This is a genomic window from Kitasatospora sp. NPDC094028, from assembly GCF_049543595.1.
Lineage (GTDB): Bacteria > Actinomycetota > Actinomycetes > Streptomycetales > Streptomycetaceae > Kitasatospora.
The window spans coordinates 83602-103654 of sequence record NZ_JBMVFA010000008.1 but is presented as its reverse complement, the minus strand read 5'-3'; the positions used below and the strand labels follow the sequence as shown (position 1 = coordinate 103654).

Sequence of the window (20053 nt, the reverse complement as noted above, 5' to 3'; positions counted from 1 at the left end):
GAAAAGGCAAAGGGCCCCGCCCGGACCGGGGAACGGTCCGGGCGGGGCCCTCGGGCCCTGCGGGATCAGGCGCCGCGCAGCACCGCGCCGGTGCGGGCGACGGCTTCGGCGACGGCCGCCTCGCGGGCGGCGCTGGCCTCGTCGGCGGTCAGCGTGCGGTCCGCGGCACGGAAGCGCAGCGCGTACGCGAGCGACTTCTTGCCCTCGCCGACCTGCTCACCGGTGAACACGTCGAACAGCCGGATGGCCTCCAGCAGTTCGCCCGCGCCGGAACGCAGCGCGGCCTCGACCTCGGCGGCCGGGACGGCGGTGTCGACGATCAGCGCGACGTCCTGGGTGGCGACCGGGAAGCCGGACACGGCCGGGCCGTTGACCTTCTTCGGGCCGTCCGCCGTCAGCAGGTCGACGTCGATCTCCATCGCCGCCGAACGGGCCGGCAGGCCGAGCGCCTTGACCACGCGCGGGTGCAGCTCGCCTGCGTGGCCGACCACCCGGTCGGTGCCGGCGACGACCAGCTCGGCGCAGCGGCCCGGGTGCCAGGGCGCGAGCTGCCCCTGGCGGACGGTCAGCTCCACGCCGGCCGCGCGGGCGACCGTACGGGCCGCCTCGACGGCGTCCGCCCAGGAGGCCTGGTCGCCCTTGCCCCACCAGCCGGACGGCAGCCGCTCGCCCGCGAGGGCGACGGCGATCCGGCGCGGCTGGTCCGGCAGCGCGGCGTCCAGCTCGGCCAGCTCGGCGTCGCTGGGCCGGTGGTCGACGGACGGGCGCGGCGCCACCGACAGCTCGTCCTTGGGCAGGAAGACGGTGCCGGCCTCGAAGACCGCCAGGTCGGTGTTGCCCCGGCCGACGTTGCGGCGCAGCGCGCCGAGCAGGCCCGGCAGCAGCGTGGTGCGCAGCGCCGGCTCCTCGTCGTTCAGCGGGTTGACCAGCTTGACGGTCCGGCGGCGGCGGTCCTCCGGCTCCAGGCCGAGCGCCTCGAAGGCGGGCTCGCCGAGGAACGGGTAGTTGTTGACCTCGACGTAGCCGGCCCCGGCCAGCGCCACGCCGATCCGGCGGTGGATGCGCTGGGCCTCGGTCAGGCCCTTGCCCGGGGGGACGTTCGGCATCCGGGCGGGGACGTTGTCGTAGCCCTCCAGCCGGATGACCTCCTCGGCGAGGTCGTACGGGTCGGTGAGGTCGGGCCGCCAGGTCGGCGGGGTGACCTCCAGGACGTCGGCGCCCGCGACCGAGCAGCCGATCTCCTGCAGGCGCCGGGTGACGGTCTCGCGGCCGTACTCGGTGCCGGCGACCCGGTCGGGCAGGTCGGCGGCGATGGTGATGGTGCGCACCGGGTGCGGGGCGGCGATGTCGGTGACACCGGCCTCGGCGGTGCCGCCGGCGATCAGCACCAGCAGGTCGACGGCGCGCTGTGCGGCGGCGCGGGCGGCCTCCGGGTCGACGCCGCGCTCGAAGCGCTTGGACGCCTCGGAGGGCAGCTTGTGCCGCTTGGCGGAGCGGGCGATCGCGACCGGGTCGAAGTGCGCCGCCTCGATGATCACCTCGGTGGTGCCCGGGCCGGCGGCCGGGTCGAGGATCTCGGTGGAGGCGCCGCCCATGACGCCGGCCAGCCCGATCGGGCCGCTGTTGTCGCAGATCAGCAGGTCCTCGGCGGCCAGCTTGCGCTCGACGCCGTCCAGGGTGGTCAGGGTCTCGCCCTGCTCCGCCCGGCGGACCGTGATCGGGCCGTCCACGCGCTGCTTGTCGTAGGCGTGCAGCGGCTGGCCGACCTCCAGCATCACGTAGTTGGTGATGTCGACGGTCAGCGAGATCGGGCGGATGCCCGACTTCTGCAGGCGGCGCTGCAGCCAGATCGGGGACTTGGCGTTCGGGTCGACGCCGACGACGGTGCGGGCGACGAAGCGGTCGCAGCCGGCCGGGTCGTTGACCTTCACCAGGTAGCCGAAGGAGTTCGCCGGCGGCACGTCGAGCAGCGCCGGGTCGGCCAGCGGCAGCCCGTACGCGGCGGCGGCCTCGCGGGCCACGCCGCGCATGGACAGGCAGTAGCCGCGGTCCGGGGTGACGGCGATGTCCAGCACGTCGTCGACCAGCTGCAGCAGCTCGATGGCGTCGGTGCCGGGCTCGAACTCCGGCGGCAGCACGATGATGCCGTTGTGGTCGTCGCCCATGCCCAGCTCGCGGGCGGAGCAGATCATGCCGGCCGAGGTCTGGCCGTAGGTCTTGCGGGCCGCGATCGGGAACGGGCCGGGCAGCACGGCGCCGGGGAGCACGACCACGACCTTGTCGCCGACCGCGAAGTTGGTCGCGCCGCAGACGATCTCCTGCGGCTCGCCGGTGCCGTTGGCGTCGCCGACGTTGACGAAGCAGTGCCGGATCGGCTTCTTGAAGCCGGACAGCTCCTCGATGGACAGCACCTCGCCGACCACCAGCGGGCCCTTGAGGTCGGCGCCGAGCTGCTCGACGGTCTCGACCTCCAGCCCGGCCCGGACCAGGCGCTCCGCCACGTCACGGCCGGTCTCGCCGGCCGGCAGGTCGACGTACTCGCGCAGCCAGGAAAGCGGGACGCGCATCAGATCTCCATCCCGAACGGAAGGGTGAAGCGCACGTCACCCTCGACCATGTCGCGCATGTCGGCGACGTTGTGACGATTCATCAGGATCCGCTCCAGGCCCAGGCCGAAGGCGAACCCGCTGTAGCGGTTCGGGTCGACACCGCAGGCGACCAGCACCCGCGGGTTGACGACGCCGCAGCCGCCCAGCTCGATCCAGCCCTCGGAGGAGCAGGTCCGGCACGGCCGGTCCGGGTTGCCGACGCTCTCGCCGCGGCACACGAAGCACTGCAGGTCGATCTCGGCGCTCGGCTCGGTGAACGGGAAGTACGACGGGCGCCAGCGCAGCTCCAGGCCGCCGCCGATCAGCTTCTCGACCAGCACCTCGATGGTGCCCTTGAGGTCGGCGAAGGTGATGCCCTCGTCGACGGCGAGGCCCTCGACCTGGCGGAACACCGGGGTGTGGGTGGCGTCCAGCTCGTCCGTCCGGTAGACCCGGCCGGGGCAGACCACGTACACGGGGGGCTCGCGGTCGAGCAGGGTGCGGGCCTGGACCGGGGAGGTCTGGGTGCGCAGCACCACCCCGGAGTCGGCGGAGCCGTCCGGGGCCTGGACGAAGAAGGTGTCCTGCATCGAGCGGGCCGGGTGGTCCGGGCCCAGGTTGAGGGCGTCGAAGTTCAGCCACTCCGCCTCGACCTCGGGGCCCTCGGCGACCTGGTAGCCCATCGCGACGAAGGTGTCCTCGATGCGCTCGGCCAGCGTGGTCAGCGGGTGCCGGGCGCCGCGCGGGGCGCGGTCGTACGGCAGGGTGACGTCCACCGCCTCCTCGACCAGCACGCGGGCGTCCCGCTCCGCCTCCAGCTCGGCCTGGCGCTTGGCCAGGGCCTGGTTGACGGCGCCGCGGGCCTGGCCGATCAGCTTGCCCGCCGCGGCCTTGGCGTGCGGGGGAAGGGCGCCGATCTCGCGGTTGGCGAGGGAGAGCGCCGAGCGGTCGCCGATGTGGGCGACCTTGGCCTGCTTCAGCTCGTCCAGGGTGCCGGCGGCGGCGAAGGCGGCGATCGCCTCGTCCCGCGCCTGCTCCACCACCTCGGGCTTGAGGGCCTCGACCTCGACCGGGTCGTACGACTTGTTGGGTGCCGACATCTCTATCTTCCCGTGCTCCTGCTCGTCCGTGCTCAGGTGTGTGGGGCTCGCCTTCACGCCACGCCCGGCGGGGCCGGGGCACGGGCAGCCCGGTCTCCGTTCACCGGAGGCTCACGGGAGTGGGTGTCCGCGGCTCAGCCGCGCAGGGCGTTGCGCAACGCCAAAGGTCGAGTGTAGTCGCAGCGCGTAGCGCAGCTGCCGTGAAGCCCGTCCGGCGGGACCTCGAAGCCCGGTCGGAGCATGCTCTGCTTGTCGTTCAGCATGCTCTGCTTGTCGTTCATGCTCCTTCAGAGCATGCTCTGCTTGTCGTTCATGCTCTTTCAGAGCATGCTCTGCTTGTCGTTCATGCTCCTTCAGAGCATGAAGTCGGGGATGCCGGCGGGCAGGATAAATCGGAACCGGGCGCCGCCGCCGGGGGCACGGTCGACCCGGATCGAACCGCCGTGGGCCTCCACGATGCCCTTGACGATATAGAGGCCGAGGCCGGTGCCGCCGCGCTTGGATCCGCGCCAGAAGCGGGTGAAGACGCGCGGCATCGACTCCTCGGGGATCCCGCTGCCTTCGTCGCTCACGGTGACCGCTGTGCCTTCCACGATGCGGGGAGGGGTGCCGGAGCGCTCCCAGACGGGCGCCTCGACGACCTCCTTGGCCGGTGCCACCTCGATGGTGACAGTTCCCTCGCCGTGCCGCACCGCGTTTTCCAGCAGGTTGGCCAGCACCTGGTCCAGCTTGTCCGGGTCGGCCCACAGCACCGTCAGCGGCTCGGTGATCCGGACGTCGAAGCGCTCCTCGGGGATGCCGGTGGCGACCGTCCGCTCGACGTGCCGGCGCACCGCCGCCGCCGGATCGACCACCTGCTTGCGCAGTTCCAGCCGGCCGGCGTCGATCCGGGAGATGTCCAGCAGCTCGGCGATCAGCCGGGTGACCCGGTCGGCGTCCGCGTCGACGGTCTCCAGCATCAGCCGCTTCTGCCCATCGGTGAACCGCTCCCACTTGGCCAGCAGCGTCTTGGTGAAGCCCTTGACGCTGGTCAGCGGGGAGCGCAGCTCGTGCGCGACGGTGGCGATCAGCTCGGCGTGGCTGCGCTCGGTGCGGCGCCGGGCCTCGGTGCCGCGCAGCGCGATCACCAGCCGCTCCAGCGGCCCCCGGGGCGCCACCCGGACGTACCGGGCGGAGACCAGCACCTCGCGGCCCCCGGGCAGCAGCAGGTTGCGCTCCGGCTGCCCGGTGCGGATCGCCAGCCCGCCGTACGGGTCGGTCAGCTGCCACCAGCGGCGGCCGTCCAGGTCCTCCAGCGGGAGGACGTCCTCCAGCCGCTGCCCGAGCGCGGCCGCCGGTCGCACGCCGGTCAGCCGGGCCGCGGCCCGGTTGAAGCCGACCACCCGGCCCAGCGCGTCGGCGACCACCAGGCCGTCCGGCAGGTCGTCCGGGTCCAGCTCAGGCCCGCTGCCGACCATGGGTGTCCTCCCCGATTACCCACCGTGCAGTTCCCCCCACTCAGGCAGACCCTAGCGCCTCGCAGGCCCCGGCAGTAGGGCCTGCGACGGGGTGATCCCGGCGCGTCGTGGGGCGTACTGGTCGCGCGCGCCCGCCCCGGCCTCCCGCGCGGCCGGACCGGGCCTCAGCCCTGGGCCCGGCAGCCGCCGGGCGAACGCTGCGCCCGCGCCGAGGCGTACAGGCAGACGGCCGCGGCGGTGGCCAGGTTGAGGCTCTCGGCGTGGCCGTGGATGGGCACCCGCACGACCTCGTCGGTGAGCGCGCGGGTCTCCTCCGGGAGCCCCCACGCCTCGTTGCCGAACACCCACGCGCCGGGCGCGCCCAGGGTGCCCTCGTCGAGCTCCTGGTCCAGGTCGCGCTCCCCCGCGCCGTCCGCGGCGAGCACCCGCACGCCCGCCTCGCGCAGCTTGCCGACCGCCTCCTCGACCGGCACGCCGACCGCCACCGGCAGGTGGAACAGGCTGCCCACGGAGGCCCGGACGGCCTTCGGGTTGTAGAGGTCCACCGAGGCGTCGGTGAGCACCACGGCGTCCGCGCCGGCCGCGTCGGCGGTGCGCAGCACGGTGCCCGCGTTCCCGGGGTCGCGCACGTGGGCGAGGATCGCCACCAGCTTGGGCCGGGCCTTCAGCACCTCGGCGAACGGGGTGTCGATGAAGCGGCAGAGCGCCACGATGCCCTGCGGGGTCACCGTGTCGCAGATGTCGGCGATCACCTCGTCGGTGGCGGTCAGCACCGGCAGGCCCTCGGCGAGCGCGGCCTCGACGATGTCGGCGTGCCGCTCGGCGGCCTCCTGGCCCACGTACACCTCGACCACGGCGTGCTCCGCCGTCCCCGGCAGCCGGCCGAAGGCGACGGCCTCCCGGACGGCCTGCGGGCCCTCGGCCAGGAAGCGGCGCTCCTTGGTCCGCTGGTTCCGCTTGGCGAGCCGGCGCGCGGCGACGACGCGCGGCGAGCGCAGGGAGGTCAGCAGGGGGGTGTCGGTGCTCGGCATGGTCTCGTTCTCTGGAGGCGCTGAAGCTGGAGGAGGGGAACGCAGAACCGGACCCGCAGGCGAGCCTGCGGGTCCGGTCGGAAGCTCAACCGATCTCGGAAGATCAGGCGGCGTCGGCGGCGGCCTTCGGGGCGTTCACGTCGGCCGGCAGCGCCTTCTGGGCGACCTCGACCAGGGAGGCGAACGCACCCGGGTCGTTGACGGCCAGGTCGGCCAGCATCTTGCGGTCGATCTCGACGCTGGCGGCCTTCAGGCCCTGCACGAAGCGGTTGTAGGTGATGCCGTTGGCACGGGCCGCAGCGTTGATGCGCTGGATCCACAGCTGACGGAAGTCGCCCTTGCGCTTCTTGCGGTCGTTGAAGTTGTAGACCAGCGAGTGGGTGACCTGCTCCTTGGCCTTGCGGTACAGGCGCGAGCGCTGGCCGCGGTAGCCGCTGGCGCGCTCCAGGATGACCCGGCGCTTCTTGTGGGCGTTGACTGCCCGCTTGACGCGTGCCACTTGATTACTCCTTGGGTTGGACCACGGACTACTTCACGTGGTCCGTCATTCGAATGGGTCGGGAAGGATCAGCTGCCCCGCACGCGGCTCGCGCCGGGCGGGAGGGCGATCACTTGCCGAGAAGCTTCTTGATCTTCTTGGCGTCAGCGGGGGCCAGCTCGACGGTCCCGGCCAGCTTGCGGGTCAGCGTCGAGGGCTTGTGCTCCAGGAGGTGGCGGCGGCCGGCGCGCTCGCGCAGCACCTTGCCAGAGCCACTGATCTTGAAGCGCTTGCTGGCGCCACTGTGCGTCTTCTGCTTCGGCATTTCGCCGTATCTCCTCGTCGGTCCCGTCCGCGCCCGCGCGGCCTGCGCCGCGCGGGCGTGAACTGGATGGATCTGCGGTGGCGGGCGGGACGCCCGTCACCAGGGGGCCGACCCCGTTCGTCCGAGCCTTGCGGCTCAGGCGCCCTGGGGGGCGGCCGGCTGCTCGACCGGAGCGTCGGCCTCGGGGGCCTCGACCTCGGCCGGCGCGTCCTGCGCCTCGACCTCGGCGTCGTCCTCAAGCGCGACGTCGTCCACGAGGACGTCGTCGTCGTCCGCGGCGGCGTCGGAGCCGGGGGTCCGGCCCAGTCGCTCGGCCTTGCGGGCGTCCGCGAGGGCGCGGGCCTCGGCCATCGCCTCGGTCTTCTTCTTGTGCGGGCCAAGAACCATGATCATGTTCCGGCCGTCCTGCTTCGGCGAGGACTCGACGAAGCCCAGGTCCTGGACGTCGTCGGCGAGCCGCTGCAGCAGACGGAAGCCCAGCTCGGGGCGGGACTGCTCACGACCACGGAACATGATCGTGATCTTGACCTTGTCACCCTGCTTGAGGAACCGGACGACGTGACCCTTCTTGGTGTCGTAGTCGTGCGGGTCGATCTTCGGCCGGAGCTTCATCTCCTTGATGACCGTGTGCGCCTGGTTCTTGCGCGCCTCACGGGCCTTCATGGCCGACTCGTACTTGAACTTGCCGTAGTCCATGAGCTTGCACACCGGCGGCCGGGCGGTCGCCGCGACCTCGACCAGGTCGAGGTCGTACTCCTGCGCGAGCTCCAGCGCCTTGGCAAGCGGCACGATGCCGACCTGCTCGCCGCTGGGACCGACGAGTCGCACCTCCGGGACGCGAATCCGGTCGTTGATGCGGGGCTCGGTGCTGATGGGGCCTCCTCGGTTGCACCTTCTGCGATGCGGCCGTCGGACGGCGGTCGCACGTAGTGGACTCGACCACTGGGCGGGGCTTCATTCGTGCTGCGCTGCCCGGTGTCCCTCGACACCGTGTGCACCGCGACACGAAAAAAGCCCCGCTCGGTACAAGCGGGGCTCCACACAACCGGGGGCGGCGCCCGGTGAGGGACGCTGCGGGCGACTCGGCGCCGTGGCGCCCGTCGCGGACCGGACCCGTCGACCCTGAGGTCGATCAGGTGGGAGACTTTCGCGGTTGCCCTCTCGGGCCTCCTCGCAGTGGAGCCTCCACTTGCTGGCCGGATTCCCCTGAGGGATCCCGGCCGGTCAGTCTCGAAGCCTACAGCGTCGGGCGTCCGAACGCTATTCCGCCCCCGCGGGACGGCCCGGCCCCCGCGCTCCGGGCCCCTTGTACGCTCCACGTGTACCCATCACGGCACGACGGAACGAGCCCCCCTTGAGCAGCGAGCCCACCCAGACCCCCGGCGCGGACGACGACGCGATCGGCTTCGACGACCTCACCCGGGACATCGCCGAGGTCCCGGCGGTCGAGGTGATCACCACCGTCGCGGTGCACCTGATGAGCGCCGCCGCCGTCAAGTGCGGCCTCGCCGAGGGCGGCGAGAAGGACAAGGACCTGGACGAGGCCCGCAAGCTGATCACCGCCCTCGCCGGGCTGGTCACCGCCGGCGCCCCCGAGATCAGCAACTTCCACGCCGCCCCGCTGCGCGACGGGCTGCGCTCGCTGCAGCTCGCCTTCCGCGAGGCCTCGCTCGTCCCGGACGCGCCGGGCGCCGGGCCGGGCGAGAAGTTCACCGGGCCCGTCTACTCCTGACACCCCCGCGGAGCCGCCGCCCCACGTGAGGCGGCGGCTCCACGTCGCGCTAGCGCCGGTACAGCGGCTCGGCCGGCAGCTGCGCGCTCGCCGGGAGCACCGCGAGGTCCAGCCCCCGGTCCAGCCGCACCCGCAGCAGCGGGTCCGCCGCCACGGCCTGCCCGACCCGCTGCGCGGCCGCCTGCAGGCCCGGCTGGTCCAGCGCCGGGTCGAACACCACCGCGAGCACCCCGTCCGCGTCCTCGGACGGCGCCAGCAGCCCGCTGACCACCTGCGGCTCGGCCGCCAGCAGCGCCCGCACCGCCGCGCGCACCTCCGGGTCCGCCACCGGCGGCAGGTACGGCCGGTTCTCCGCGAGCGCCCGCAGCCGCGCGCCGCCCAGCAGGAAGGGCACCGGCCCGGCCGGGTCGACCAGCAGGGTGTCGGCCCGCTCGGAGAAGGCCACCATCGCCGCCTGCGGGGCGATCACCGGCGCCGGGCGGGCGTCCGCGCGCCAGCGGGTCATCGTCTCCAGCGAGGTGAAGGCCGGCAGCGCGCGGCGGCCGTCCGGGGCCTCCAGGACCGGCACGGCCATGTCGCTGGTCTTGTCGTGCTTGTGTCCGTGCTCGTCCACCTCGACCTCGCCGAGGATGGCGACGATCGGCACCATCAGCCGGGTCGGGGCCAGCGCCGCCAGCACCTCGGGCTCGGCCGCGCGGTCCTGCGCCCAGCGGGCGAGGGCGGCGGTCAGCGCCGGGTCTGCCGTGCCGTCGTCGTCGGAGAAACCGGGATTCGGGATGCTCTTGCCGACGAACGCCGGGTTGGAGAAGTCTTTGCGGTCCACCCGGCCGACCCTATGCCACCGCCCGTCCCACCCGGCATTTGCCTGCACGCGCCCCGGGGGCCTGGCTCCCGGATCCTTGCCGGCCCCCTACCCACGAGTAGTCCGCTGTGGCACCCTGCGCGCATGGTCCTGCTCGACGCGCCCGCCCCCGCCTCCGACCGCCGCCGGTACGACCGGGCCACCGCCCACCTGGACGGGCCGGTGGCCGTCGTCGACCTCGCCGCCTTCGACGCCAACGCCGCCGACCTGGTCCGCCGCGCGGGCGGCAAACCGATCCGGGTGGCCAGCAAGTCGCTGCGCTGCCGGGCCCTGCTCGAACGGGCGCTGGCCGCGGACGGCTTCGCCGGGGTCATGAGCTTCACCCTGGACGAGTCGCTCTGGCTCGCCCGTACGGGCCTGCGCGACGTGCTGCTCGCCTACCCGTCCACCGACCGGGCCGGCTACGCCGAACTGACCGCCGATCCGGACCTCGCCCGGGAGATCACCCTCGTCCTGGACGACCCGGCCCAGCTCGACCTGATCGACGCGGCCCGGGCCGGCGACGCCGAGGTGCGGGTCTGCCTGGAGCTGGACACCGCGCTGCACCTGCTCGGCGGCCGGGTCCGGGTGGGCGCCCGGCGCTCGCCGCTGCGCACCCCGGAGGAGCTCGGCGCCTTCGCCGAACTCGTCCAGCGCAGAAGGGGGTTCCGGGTGGTCGGCCTGATGGCGTACGAGGGCCACGTGGCCGGGGTGGGCGACCGGGCGCCCGGCCGGCCGGTGCGCTCGCAACTGATCCGGCTGATGCAGGCCAAGGCCCGGGCCGAACTCGCCGAGCGGCGTGCGGCGGCCGTGCGGCGGCTGCGCCGGGTGGCCGAGCTGGAGTTCGTCAACGGCGGCGGCACCGGCAGCGTGGAGTCCACCGCGGCCGAGCGGGCCGTCACCGAGGTGGCCGCCGGCTCCGGGCTGTACGTGCCGCGACTCTTCGACCACTACCGCGCGTTCCGGGGCCGCCCGGCCGCGCTGTTCGGACAGCCGGTGGTGCGCCGCCCCGGCGTGGGCGTGGTGACGGTGCTCGGCGGCGGCTACCCGGCCTCCGGCGCGGCCGGGCCGGACCGCTCGCCGGTGCCGTACCTGCCGCCGGGGCTGCGCTACGACCCGATGGAGGGCGCGGGCGAGGTGCAGACCCCGCTGCTCGGCGCGGCGGCGGACGACCTGCTGATCGGCGACCGGGTCTGGTTCCGGCACGCCAAGGCGGGTGAACTGTGCGAGCGCTTCGCCGAGTTGCACCTGATCGAGGGCGAGCGGATCGTCCGGACCGTACCGACCTACCGCGGCGAGGGCCGGACCTTCCTCTAGACTTCCCCGCACCTTTCCGGAGCCTTAAGCGGGCCCGATGGAACTCCTAACCCTGGTGTCCCATCGGGCCTTTGCGCTGCTCGGGAGCCCATGATGCGTCAACAGGCATGGTGGTCAAGGCTATTGCCTTATGGTCCAGACCAATCCTACGCTTCGGCCCAGGGGTCCCGCGGTCCGGGCAGCGGCCCTCCGGACGGGCAGGCGTGCCCGCTCCCCCACACCCGCCCGGAACGACGGTCAAGGAGTCCCCACCCCATGTCCATCAAGCGAACCGCCCTGTCCGTCGGCGTGGTCGGCGCCGCGGCCCTCTCGGTGGCCCTCACCACCGCCGGGACAGCCAGCGCCCACGGCACGATGACCAACCCCGTCAGCCGGGTCGCCGCCTGCTACGCCGAGGGCCCGGAGCACCCCGTCTCCCAGGTCTGCAAGGACCTCGTCGCCACCAGCGGCACCCAGCCGCTGTACGACTGGAACGAGGTCAACATCGCCAACGCCAACGGCAACCACCAGGCGCTGATCCCGGACGGCCGGCTCTGCTCGGCCAACCGCGACAAGTACGCGGCCCTCGACTGGCCGCGCACCGACTGGCCGGCCACCGCCGTCAAGGCGGGCGCCTACACCTTCCAGTTCCGGACCACCGCGCCGCACCTCGGCACCCAGACCGTCTACATCACCAAGCCGGGCTTCGACCCGACCCAGCCGCTCAAGTGGTCCGACCTCGACCCGACCCCGGTCGCCCAGGTCCAGGTCGACCGCAACGCCGTCAACGGCTCCTACAGCTACTCGGGCACCCTGCCGCAGCGCACCGGCCGTCAGATCCTCTACACCATCTGGCAGCGCAGCGACAGCCCGGAGGCCTTCTACGCCTGCTCGGACGTCGACTTCGGCGCCGGGGGCGGCAGCGCCCCGGCGGCCGCCTCCCTCGCCGCCCCGGCCGCGCCCAGCGACGCGCAGATCGCCGCCGACGCCCCCAGGTCCACCGTCGCCCACCACGGGCACGGCGGGGACCCGAACTCCCCGGCCGGCCGGACCGTGCCGACCGCCTCCGCCGCGGTCGGCACCTCGGCCACCGGCCCGCTGCTGCTGGCCGGCGCCGCCGCGACCGGCGTCGGCTGGGCCGCCATGGTGCTCCGGCGCCGCCGCGTCGAGGCTGTTCGACGCGACGCCTGACGCCGGACACGGAGGCCGGACCGGCCAACACCCCCGTCGGGTCCGGCTCCGTGACACCGGCTCACCCCGACGACGCGCGGCGGCCCGCCCGGAGGACTTCCTCCGGGCGGGCCGCCGTGGTGCGGTGAGGAGCGCGCGGCCCGTCAGGTGCTGGTACCGCCGACGTTGCCCTGGTCGGGGGTGGCGGAGCCGCCGCCGGGCAGCGAGGGGAGCTTGCCCTTGTAGTCGGCGATGCCCTTGACGATCGTGTCCATCAGGGAGACGTCCGGCGCCTTGTCGGCGATGTCGAAGCCGAAGTGCACCGAGATCAGCGACTTGCCGTCGCTCGACGGGAAGACCACGGTCTGCACGTAACCGTCGTTGCCCTTGGCCGCGTTGACCTTCCAGCGGACCAGCCAGCCGTCCTGGCCGTTCACCTTCACGGCCTCGTTCTTCAGCTCCTGGTGGCCGGTGACGTCGGCGTAGGAGTCCTTGGCCGCCTTGTCGATGTCCGCCTTGGCCGCCGCCGCGACGTCGGAGCCGCCGCCGTCGATCCGGCCGGTGTTCACTCCGCCGAGGGTGCACTCGCTCTTGCCGTCCGCGCAGGTGTAGGAGCCGACGTACATCGCGGCGTAGCCCTCGGCCGTGAGGCTGCCCTTCCAGCCCGACGGCACGGGCAGCGAGAGCCGGTTCACCACGTCGACGGCGGTGCCGGAGCCGGGCCTGGACTTGCCGCTGCCGTTTCCGCCATTGCCCTTGCCGTTGCCGTTGCCGCCGCCGTTGCCGCCCTTGCCGTCCGCGCCGGGGCCGTCGCCGAGCCCGGGGAAACCGCCCCACGGCCCGTCCTGGCCGTCCGGCACCGCCGCCCGGGCGCTGCGCGGCGCGCGGTCGCCGTCATGCCCGTCCATGGCCAGGTAGGTGATCCCCGAACCGGCGCCCAGGCCCAGCAGGGCGGCGGCGACGGTCGCGATCACCAGCTTGGACGGCTTGCGCCGGGGCTTGCGGGGCGCGGCGCCCGGGGCGCCCCAGGCGGCGCCGAACGGCGGCGGCTCCGGGTAGCGGACGGTCGGGCCGCTCTCCAGGACCTCGCCCTCCAGCACCCGGGGCTGCTCGGCCGTGCCGGACTCCGGGGCGCCGAACACCCCGGACGGGGCGGACGTGCCGGGTGCCTCGGGTGCGGCGACGGCCTCGGGCTCCGGGGCCTCCGGGGCCGACTGGGCCGGCGGGGTCGGCGGGGTCGGCGCGTCCGAGGGGGCGGGCCGGGTGCTGGCCGTCCAGCCCCGGCCGTCCCACCAGCGCTGCGGTCTCGGGTCGCTCGCGGTGTCCTTCGGGTCCGGGTACCACCCGGCGGGAATCTGCTCACTCACACCAGAGAATCTAAAGGGCACCGGATAAACGCGAAATCAGGGCAGCCGCGAATTCCGCCGGTTTTCGATGAGATTCCGGTGAGAAGCCCCGGCCCCGCCGCGACGGGGCCCCCTACTGGGGCGTGACGTACGCCCCGGAGATGCCGCCGTCCACCAGGAACTCGCTCGCCGTGATGAACGAGGAGTCGTCGCTGGCCAGGAAGGCCACCGCGGCGGCGATCTCCTCGGCCCTGGCGAACCGGCCGAGCGGAATGTGCACCAGCCGTCGGGCCGCCCGCTCCGGGTCCGCGGCGAACAGCTCGCGCAGCAGCGGGGTGTCCACCGGCCCGGGCGAGAGCGCGTTGACCCGGATGCCCTCCCGGGCGAACTGCACGCCCAGCTCGCGGGACATCGCCAGCACCCCGCCCTTGGAGGCGGTGTACGAGATCTGCGAGGTGGCCGCGCCCATCCGGGCCACGAAGCTCGCGGTGTTGACGATCGAGCCGCGGCCGTGCCGGCGCATGTACGGCAGCGCGGCCTTGCAGCACAGGTAGACCGAGGTCAGGTTGACCTCCTGCACCCTGCGCCAGGCGTCCAGGCCGGTGGTGAGGATCGAGTCGTCCTCGGGCGGGGAGATGCCGGCGTTGTTGAAGGCGACGTCCACGCTGCCGTAGGTCTCGTAGGCCTCGTCGAACAGTGCCTCGACCATGTACGGGTCGGTGACGTCGGTGTGCACGAACAGCCCGCCGACCTCCTTGGCGGCGGCCCGACCGGTCTCCTCGTCGAGATCCGCGCAGACCACCTTCGCCCCCTCCGAGGCGAGCCGCCGGGCGGCCGCCAGGCCGATCCCGCTGCCCGCGCCGGTGACCACGGCGGTGCGGCCGACCAGCCGGCGGCAGACGATGTCGGTGTCGCTCATCGGGCTCCTACTCATCACTGTGGGCGGGGACGGTCCCGGCCCCGGTCGCGGACTCCGCCGGGCCTCCCGTTCGGCCCGGGCGTGCGTCACATCCGTTCGAAGGACCGGTAGCGCTCCCAGTCGGTCACCGCGCCGTCGTACGCGGCCTGTTCCACCCGGGCCATGTTCAGGTAGTGCTCGACCACGTCGTCGCCGAAGGCGTCCCGGGCGAGTTCGCTCTCCGCCCAAAGTTCGGCCGCCTCGCGCAGCGAGCCGGGCACCCGGCCGTACTCGTCCACCGCGTAGGCGTTGCCCAGGCAGGGCGCGGGCAGGTCCAGCTTGCGCTGCAGCCCGTACAGGCCGGCCGCGAGCATTCCGGACACCGCGAGGTACGGGTTGACGTCGCCGCCGGGCACCCGGTTCTCCATCCGCAGGGACTGGCCGTGGCCGACCACCCGGTAGGCGCAGGTCCGGTTGTCCCGGCCCCAGGCGACGGCGGTCGGGGCGAACGAGCCGGGGCGGTAGCGCTTGTAGGAGTTGATGTTGGGCGCGTACAGCAGGCTGAACTCGCGCAGCGCGACCAGTTGCCCGGCCAGGAAGTGCCGCATGGTGTCGGTCATCCGGCCGTCCCGGTCGGCGAAGGCGGGCGCGCCGACCGCGTCGCGCAGTGACAGGTGGATGTGGCAGCTGTTGCCCTCGCGCTCGTCGTACTTGGCCATGAAGGTGAGCGCGCAGCCGAGTTGGGCGGCGATCTCCTTGGCGCCGGTCTTGTACACGCTGTGCTGGTCGCAGGTGGTCAGCGCGTCCGCGTAGCGGAAGGCGATCTCGTGCTGGCCCAGGTTGCACTCGCCCTTGGCGGACTCCACGGTCAGCCCGGCGCCGGCCATCTCCAGGCGGATCCGGGACAGCAGCGGCTCCACCCGGGCGGTGCCGAGCATCGAGTAGTCGACGTTGTAGAGGTTCGCCGGGGTCAGGCCGCGGTAGCCGCCCAGCCAGGCGGACTCGTAGGTGTCGCGGAACACCAGGAACTCCAACTCGGTGCCGATGTCGGCCGCCAGGCCGTACTCGGCGAGCCGGGCGATCTGGCGGCGCAGCATCTGGCGCGGGGCGGCGTCCACCGGGTGGCCGCCGTGCCGGGCCAGGTCGGCGGTCACCTGCGCGGTGCCCGGCTGCCAGGGGGTGAGCCGCAGGGTGGCGAGGTCGGGGCGCATCGCGAAGTCGCCGTAGCCGGTGGCCCAGGAGGAGAAGGCGTAGCCGTCCACCGTGTTGAGGTCGACGTCCACCGCGAGCAGGTAGTCGCAGGCCTCGGCGCCGTGTTCGACGACCTCGTCGAGGAAGAACCGGGCGGCGAAGCGCTTGCCCTGAAGGCGGCCCTGCATGTCGGTGAAGGCCAGGGCGACCGTGTGCACCTCACCGGCGTCCACCAGCGCGCGCAACCCCTGCAGGGACAGCGGCGCGCGCGGCCGGGCGCCCTCGGCGGCGAGCTCGGACATGACGGAACCATCCTCATCGATCACTCTTCGAGATCAACCGGTCACAGCGAACGGTACGGCCTGGGGCTCGCGGGGCGGAAGAGGGCGGACGACGGCGGCGCGCCGAGCCGCGTGGCTGACGGTGGATCAGGTGCCGCGGGTGCAGAATGCGCGCCATGGATCGCAGGCCTTTCATCGGCGTCAGCACCTACCTGGTGGACGCGAGTTGGAGCAGCTGGCGGAACCGCCGGGCCGCTCTCGTCCCCGAGCGGTACACCGCGCACGTACGGGACTCGGGCGGGATCGCGGTACTGCTGCCGCCCGACGCCCCGGAGCGGGCACCCGAAGTCCTGGCCCGGCTCGACGCGCTGGTGATCGCGGGCGGGCCCGACATCGACCCGGTCTACTACGGGGAGCCCGCACACCCGTTGACGGAGGCCGACTCCCCGGAACGCGACCGGTGGGAGGTCGCACTGCTGCGGTCGGCACTGGCCGCCGGGATGCCGCTGCTCGGCATCTGCCGGGGGATGCAGGTCCTCAACGTGGTGTGCGGCGGCACCCTGGTGCAGCACCTGCCGGACGTCGTCGCGGTGGACGTGCACTGCGGATCCCCGGGGAGGTACGGGACGCACGCGGTACGGCCGGTGCCCGGAACGCTGCTCGGCGGGCTGCTGCCGGAGAGCGAACTCTCCGTCCCCACCTACCACCACCAGGCGGTCGACCGACTCGGCGAGGGGCTGCGGGTCAGCGCACACGCGCCGGACGGAACGGTGGAGGCGATCGAGGGCCCGGGCTTCACCCTCGGCGTGCAGTGGCACCCCGAACAGGGCGACGACCTCCGGGTCATGCGGGCGCTGGTGCGGGCCGCCACCGCGGCGGTGCTGGAGGCCGTACCGCTGGGCTAGGGGACCGGCCGAGGGCCGGCTGAACGGCAACGACAACGGTCACCAGTACAGCCTTTGGATCTTTGTCGATTCTGCGGTTCACTTCGAGTGCGGGCGATCGCACCGCGTCACCTCCCACCCGTGCGTCCAGAGAGGGCTTCGATGGCCGGCCACGAGCATTCCCACGATGATCATGCGCATGACCACCAGCACTCGCACGGTCACGGGCACGGTCACGGTCACGACGGCCATGGGCACGGCGGGCACTCGCACACCGTCGCCGCCGACGCCGACCGCCGCTGGCTGCTCAGCGCCCTCACCCTGATCGTCGTCTTCATGGCCGGCGAGGTCGCGGTCGGCTTCGCCGCCAAGTCGCTCGCCCTGATCTCCGACGCGGCGCACATGCTCACCGACGCCGCCTCGATCGTCCTCGCCCTGGTCGCCATGCGGCTCGCCGCCCGCCCCGCCCGCGGCGGCTACACGTACGGGCTCAAGCGCGCCGAGATCCTGTCCGCGCAGGCCAACGGCGTCACCCTGCTGGTCCTGTCCGCCTGGCTGGGCTACGAGGCGATCACCCGGCTGTTCGAGCCGCCCGCGGTCACCGGCTCGCTGGTGCTGGTCACCGCCCTGGTCGGCATCGTCGTCAACATCGCCGCCGCCTGGTGCATGTCCAAGGCCAACCGCAGCTCGCTGAACGTCGAGGGCGCCTTCCAGCACGTCCTCACCGACCTGTACGCCTTCATCGCCACCGCCGTCGCCGGCCTCGTCGTGGTCATCACCGGCTTCGCCCGGGCCGACGCCATCGCCTCGCTGATCGTCGTCGCGCTGATGCTCAAGGCGGGCATCGGACTGGTCCGCGACTCCGGACGGATCTTCCTGGAAGCCGCCCCCGCCGGCATCGACCCGGACGCCGTCGCCGACCGGCTGGTCACCGAACCGCTCGTCGAGGAGATCCACGACCTGCACATCTGGGAGATCACCTCCAACCAGCCGGCCCTGTCCGCGCACATCCTGGTCACCCCCGGCGGCGACTGCCACGCCGTCCGGCGCTCGCTGCAGCGCCGGCTCTCCGCCGAGTACGGCATCACCCACGCCACCCTCCAGGTCGACCACGTCGGCGAGGACGAGGCGGGCGCGCTCCTCCAGATCGCCGGCCCGGGCGACCAGGCCGCCGAACACTGCGCCGACGCCCACGGCCCGGTCCACCGCGCCGGCCCGCACGAGCACTGAGAAGCCCGTACCAGTCAGCGCGGTGCGGCATGATCTGACTCGTGACCGCACCGCGACTGATGCTCCTCGACTCCGCCAGCCTGTACTTCCGGGCCTACTACGGCGTACCGGACTCCCTGCGCTCCCCGCAGGGCGAGCCCGTCAACGCCGTCCGCGGCCTGCTGGACTTCATCGCCCGGCTCGTCCACGACCACCGGCCCGACCAGCTCGTCGCCTGCATGGACGCCGACTGGCGCCCCCAGTGGCGGGTCGACCTCATCCCCTCCTACAAGACCCACCGGGTCGCCGAGGCCGCCGTCGACGGCGAGGAGGAGGTGCCCGACACCCTCGCCCCGCAGGTCCCCGTCATCGAACACGTCCTGGACGCCCTCGGCATCGCCCGGATCGGCTCCCCCGGCTACGAGGCCGACGACGTCATCGGCACCCTCACCGCCCGCGCCAAGGGCCCGGTCCAGATCGTCACCGGCGACCGCGACCTCTTCCAACTCGTCGACGACGCCCGGCAGATCACCGTCCTCTACCCGGTCAAGGGCATGGGCAACCTGCAGGTCACCGACGACGGGCTGCTGATGGAGAAGTACGGCGTCCACGGCGCCCAGTACGCCGACATGGCCGCCCTGCGCGGCGACCCGTCCGACGGCCTGCCCGGCGTCAAGGGCATCGGCGAGAAGACCGCCGCCCAGCTCATCACCGAGTACGGCGACCTCGCCGCCATCCGCGCGGCAGCGCTGGACGTGCGCTCCAAGCTCACCCCGGCCCGCCGCCGCAACATCGTCGAAGGCGCCGCCTACCTCGACGTCGCCCCCACCGTCGTCCGCGTCGCCACCGACGCCCCGCTCCCGGACTTCGACGCCACCCTGCCCCGCGAACCCCTCGACCCGATGACCCTCGAATACCTCTCCGCCCGCTGGAACCTCGGCACCTCCCTGGAACGCGTCCTGGAGGCCCTGGCCACCCGCTGAGCTCCCGCCCCCGCCTCAGGAGCGGACGAGGCTCCTCAGCCACCCGGACAGCGCCGCCCAGCGGCTCCGGCGCTGCGGGGCCCCGGGCTGCCGGGGAGCCTCGGGGTGCTGCGGAGCCTCGGGGCGCTGGGCCCGGGGGCCGACCCCGCCCGCCGGGAGCGGGGGCACCAGGCCCTGGGCACGGGCGGCGGCCAGCCAGACGGGGAACTCGGAGAGCATCAGGTCGTACAACCTGGCGTCGGAGATCTTCTTCGGGTCCCGGCCCAGGTGGAAGAAGCCCGCGTTGTCGATGGGCCGCTTGTCCGGAACCGCCAGCCGGTCGAGCTTGCGCAGGAAGTCGAACTGCCTGCTGTCCGGCTCTCCGAAGCCGATGAACTGCCAGAAGATCGGCAGCCGCGCCGCCTCGCACAGGCTCCGCTCCGCCGCGCCCTTGCTGATCGGCCCGCCGTCCGTCTGGAACAGCACCAACGCCGGCGCCGTGGTGCGGCTCTCCCGGTAGTGCCGGATGACCGCGTCCATCGCCAGGTGGTAGCTGGTCTTCCCCATGTGGCCCAGACCCGCGACGATCCGGTCGATCCGGCCCACGTGGTCCTGCAGGGCGATCTCGGTCTGGGCGTCGACCTCGGTGGAGAAGAACACCACCGGCACGCTCCCGTCGTCGTCCAGGTTCGCCGACAGCCCCAACACCCGGTCGGCGAGCGCCTGGACACTGCCGTCCTTGTAGTACGGCCGCATCGAGCCCGAGTAGTCGACCACCAGGTACACGGCGACGGGCTGACCGTCCAACCCGCGCTTCCCCACCGCGGCCCCGGCCGTCTTGTACAGACTCACCAGCGCCGGCGCACTGTCCTCGACCTTGCTCAGACTCACGGCCATCGTCCGCTCCCCTCCCTCACACCGGCAGCCACCCTGCCCCAACCGCGGCCACTCTGCGACCTGACCCCCCACCCTGGCAAGCGCCCTCAGCCGGCCTGCCTCTCACCCCACTGCGGACGTCGTGGTCGGCGGCCTCGCTCAGGTCGAGCGAGGCCGCCAAGTCCAAGCGCGGCCGACGAGTTCGTCACCCCGATCCTGCGGCGCACAGGAAGTCGGCCCAGCCGACTTCCTGTGCGCCGGAGCAAGTGAGTCCCCGAGGGGCAAGGCAGGTGGGGTGGAGGGTGGGGGCCTGGCTCGCCGCGCCCTGGTCGTCATCGGTGCGCCATGCGGCAGGGGCCCGCACGAGTGGTCTCGTGCGGGCCCCTGC

At 73.2% G+C, this 20053-nt stretch carries 18 protein-coding genes and 1 pseudogene; 6 read left to right on the top strand and 13 right to left on the bottom strand.

Going from position 1 to position 20053, the window contains the following annotated elements; all coding sequences use genetic code 11:
• Positions 1 to 65 precede the first annotated feature (65 nt).
• The 8 genes from pheT to infC form a co-directional block, all read right to left on the bottom strand.
• The gene (gene pheT, locus ACPC54_RS15200) at positions 66 to 2567 is read right to left on the bottom strand and encodes a phenylalanine--tRNA ligase subunit beta (RefSeq protein WP_498965122.1); all 2502 of its coding nucleotides are present in this window, start codon (positions 2565 to 2567) and stop codon (positions 66 to 68) included.
• Positions 2567 to 3688: a phenylalanine--tRNA ligase subunit alpha gene (gene pheS / locus ACPC54_RS15195; protein WP_498965120.1), complete on the bottom strand. Its 1122-nt coding sequence runs from the start codon at positions 3686 to 3688 to the stop codon at positions 2567 to 2569. The genes pheT and pheS overlap by 1 nt, the downstream gene beginning before the upstream one ends.
• Before the next feature lie 134 nt (positions 3689 to 3822).
• Positions 3823 to 3969 carry a hypothetical protein gene (locus ACPC54_RS15190; protein WP_498965118.1) on the bottom strand — a complete coding sequence of 49 codons (147 nt, stop codon included), beginning with the start codon at positions 3967 to 3969 and terminating at the stop codon, positions 3823 to 3825.
• Between the two features lie 72 nt (positions 3970 to 4041).
• Positions 4042 to 5145 carry a sensor histidine kinase gene (locus tag ACPC54_RS15185; RefSeq protein ID WP_498965116.1) on the bottom strand — a complete coding sequence of 368 codons (1104 nt, stop codon included), beginning with the start codon at positions 5143 to 5145 and terminating at the stop codon, positions 4042 to 4044.
• 164 nt (positions 5146 to 5309) lie between these two features.
• Positions 5310 to 6176, bottom strand: a complete 867-nt coding sequence (locus ACPC54_RS15180; RefSeq protein ID WP_498965115.1) for a TrmH family RNA methyltransferase — start codon at positions 6174 to 6176, stop codon at positions 5310 to 5312.
• Positions 6177 to 6279: 103 nt separating this feature from the next.
• Positions 6280 to 6675: a 50S ribosomal protein L20 gene (gene rplT / locus ACPC54_RS15175; RefSeq protein WP_030055649.1), complete on the bottom strand. Its 396-nt coding sequence runs from the start codon at positions 6673 to 6675 to the stop codon at positions 6280 to 6282.
• Positions 6676 to 6784: 109 nt separating this feature from the next.
• The gene (rpmI, locus tag ACPC54_RS15170; protein ID WP_030055648.1) at positions 6785 to 6979 is read right to left on the bottom strand and encodes a 50S ribosomal protein L35; all 195 of its coding nucleotides are present in this window, start codon (positions 6977 to 6979) and stop codon (positions 6785 to 6787) included.
• 135 nt (positions 6980 to 7114) lie between these two features.
• Entirely contained in the window at positions 7115 to 7852 is a 738-nt protein-coding gene (gene infC / locus ACPC54_RS15165; RefSeq protein WP_498965384.1) for a translation initiation factor IF-3, read from the bottom strand.
• 481 nt (positions 7853 to 8333) lie between these two features.
• On the opposite strand from infC, the gene ACPC54_RS15160 reads away from it, so the two are divergent.
• Positions 8334 to 8711 (top strand): DUF1844 domain-containing protein, encoded by a 378-nt coding sequence (locus ACPC54_RS15160; RefSeq protein WP_051829769.1) that lies wholly within the window; start codon positions 8334 to 8336, stop codon positions 8709 to 8711.
• A 49-nt stretch (positions 8712 to 8760) separates the two neighbouring features.
• Here ACPC54_RS15160 and ACPC54_RS15155 read toward each other — a convergent pair whose 3' ends face one another.
• Positions 8761 to 9534: an SseB family protein gene (locus ACPC54_RS15155; protein WP_498965109.1), complete on the bottom strand. Its 774-nt coding sequence runs from the start codon at positions 9532 to 9534 to the stop codon at positions 8761 to 8763.
• 123 nt (positions 9535 to 9657) lie between these two features.
• Between ACPC54_RS15155 and ACPC54_RS15150 the strand changes: the two genes are divergently transcribed.
• Both ACPC54_RS15150 and ACPC54_RS15145 read left to right on the top strand, forming a co-directional pair.
• Positions 9658 to 10869 carry an alanine racemase gene (locus ACPC54_RS15150; protein ID WP_498965108.1) on the top strand — a complete coding sequence of 404 codons (1212 nt, stop codon included), beginning with the start codon at positions 9658 to 9660 and terminating at the stop codon, positions 10867 to 10869.
• 255 nt (positions 10870 to 11124) lie between these two features.
• Positions 11125 to 12039 (top strand): lytic polysaccharide monooxygenase auxiliary activity family 9 protein, encoded by a 915-nt coding sequence (locus ACPC54_RS15145; protein ID WP_498965106.1) that lies wholly within the window; start codon positions 11125 to 11127, stop codon positions 12037 to 12039.
• Between the two features lie 143 nt (positions 12040 to 12182).
• On the opposite strand, the gene ACPC54_RS15140 is transcribed toward ACPC54_RS15145, so the two are convergent.
• The 3 genes from ACPC54_RS15140 to ACPC54_RS15130 form a co-directional block, all read right to left on the bottom strand.
• Entirely contained in the window at positions 12183 to 13385 is a 1203-nt protein-coding gene (locus ACPC54_RS15140; protein WP_498965104.1) for a DUF2510 domain-containing protein, read from the bottom strand.
• Between the two features lie 112 nt (positions 13386 to 13497).
• A complete protein-coding gene (locus ACPC54_RS15135; protein WP_498965102.1) occupies positions 13498 to 14283 on the bottom strand; it encodes a 3-oxoacyl-ACP reductase in 786 nt (261 codons plus the stop codon).
• A gap of 86 nt (positions 14284 to 14369) precedes the next feature.
• Entirely contained in the window at positions 14370 to 15755 is a 1386-nt protein-coding gene (locus ACPC54_RS15130) for a glutamine synthetase family protein (protein WP_498965100.1), read from the bottom strand.
• Positions 15756 to 15910: 155 nt separating this feature from the next.
• Here ACPC54_RS15130 and ACPC54_RS15125 point away from each other — a divergent pair, with 155 nt between their 5' ends.
• From ACPC54_RS15125 to ACPC54_RS15115, 3 genes are all read left to right on the top strand, one after another.
• Positions 15911 to 16639 (top strand): gamma-glutamyl-gamma-aminobutyrate hydrolase family protein, encoded by a 729-nt coding sequence (locus ACPC54_RS15125; RefSeq protein ID WP_498965098.1) that lies wholly within the window; start codon positions 15911 to 15913, stop codon positions 16637 to 16639.
• 141 nt (positions 16640 to 16780) lie between these two features.
• The gene (locus ACPC54_RS15120; protein WP_498965096.1) at positions 16781 to 17848 is read left to right on the top strand and encodes a cation diffusion facilitator family transporter; all 1068 of its coding nucleotides are present in this window, start codon (positions 16781 to 16783) and stop codon (positions 17846 to 17848) included.
• Between the two features lie 59 nt (positions 17849 to 17907).
• A complete protein-coding gene (locus ACPC54_RS15115; RefSeq protein WP_498965383.1) occupies positions 17908 to 18810 on the top strand; it encodes a 5'-3' exonuclease in 903 nt (300 codons plus the stop codon).
• Between the two features lie 159 nt (positions 18811 to 18969).
• On the opposite strand, the pseudogene ACPC54_RS15110 reads toward ACPC54_RS15115, so the two are convergent.
• Positions 18970 to 19686, bottom strand: a pseudogene (locus ACPC54_RS15110) (VWA domain-containing protein); the annotation flags it as partial.
• Positions 19687 to 20053: the final 367 nt, after the last annotated feature.

Excerpts from the sequence above, each read along its gene's own strand:
- pheT (WP_498965122.1), bottom strand. The coding sequence starts at position 2,567 with ATGCGCGTCCCGCTTTCCTGGCTGCGCGAGTACGTCGACCTGCCGGCC.
- pheS (WP_498965120.1), bottom strand. The coding sequence starts at position 3,688 with ATGTCGGCACCCAACAAGTCGTACGACCCGGTCGAGGTCGAGGCCCTC.
- ACPC54_RS15190 (WP_498965118.1), bottom strand. The coding sequence starts at position 3,969 with ATGAACGACAAGCAGAGCATGCTGAACGACAAGCAGAGCATGCTCCGA.
- ACPC54_RS15185 (WP_498965116.1), bottom strand. The coding sequence starts at position 5,145 with ATGGTCGGCAGCGGGCCTGAGCTGGACCCGGACGACCTGCCGGACGGC.
- ACPC54_RS15180 (WP_498965115.1), bottom strand. The coding sequence starts at position 6,176 with ATGCCGAGCACCGACACCCCCCTGCTGACCTCCCTGCGCTCGCCGCGC.
- rpmI (WP_030055648.1), bottom strand. The coding sequence starts at position 6,979 with ATGCCGAAGCAGAAGACGCACAGTGGCGCCAGCAAGCGCTTCAAGATC.
- ACPC54_RS15150 (WP_498965108.1), top strand. The coding sequence starts at position 9,658 with ATGGTCCTGCTCGACGCGCCCGCCCCCGCCTCCGACCGCCGCCGGTAC.
- ACPC54_RS15145 (WP_498965106.1), top strand. The coding sequence starts at position 11,125 with ATGTCCATCAAGCGAACCGCCCTGTCCGTCGGCGTGGTCGGCGCCGCG.
- ACPC54_RS15135 (WP_498965102.1), bottom strand. The coding sequence starts at position 14,283 with ATGAGCGACACCGACATCGTCTGCCGCCGGCTGGTCGGCCGCACCGCC.
- ACPC54_RS15130 (WP_498965100.1), bottom strand. The coding sequence starts at position 15,755 with ATGTCCGAGCTCGCCGCCGAGGGCGCCCGGCCGCGCGCGCCGCTGTCC.
- ACPC54_RS15125 (WP_498965098.1), top strand. The coding sequence starts at position 15,911 with ATGGATCGCAGGCCTTTCATCGGCGTCAGCACCTACCTGGTGGACGCG.
- ACPC54_RS15120 (WP_498965096.1), top strand. The coding sequence starts at position 16,781 with ATGGCCGGCCACGAGCATTCCCACGATGATCATGCGCATGACCACCAG.
- ACPC54_RS15115 (WP_498965383.1), top strand. The coding sequence starts at position 17,908 with ATGCTCCTCGACTCCGCCAGCCTGTACTTCCGGGCCTACTACGGCGTA.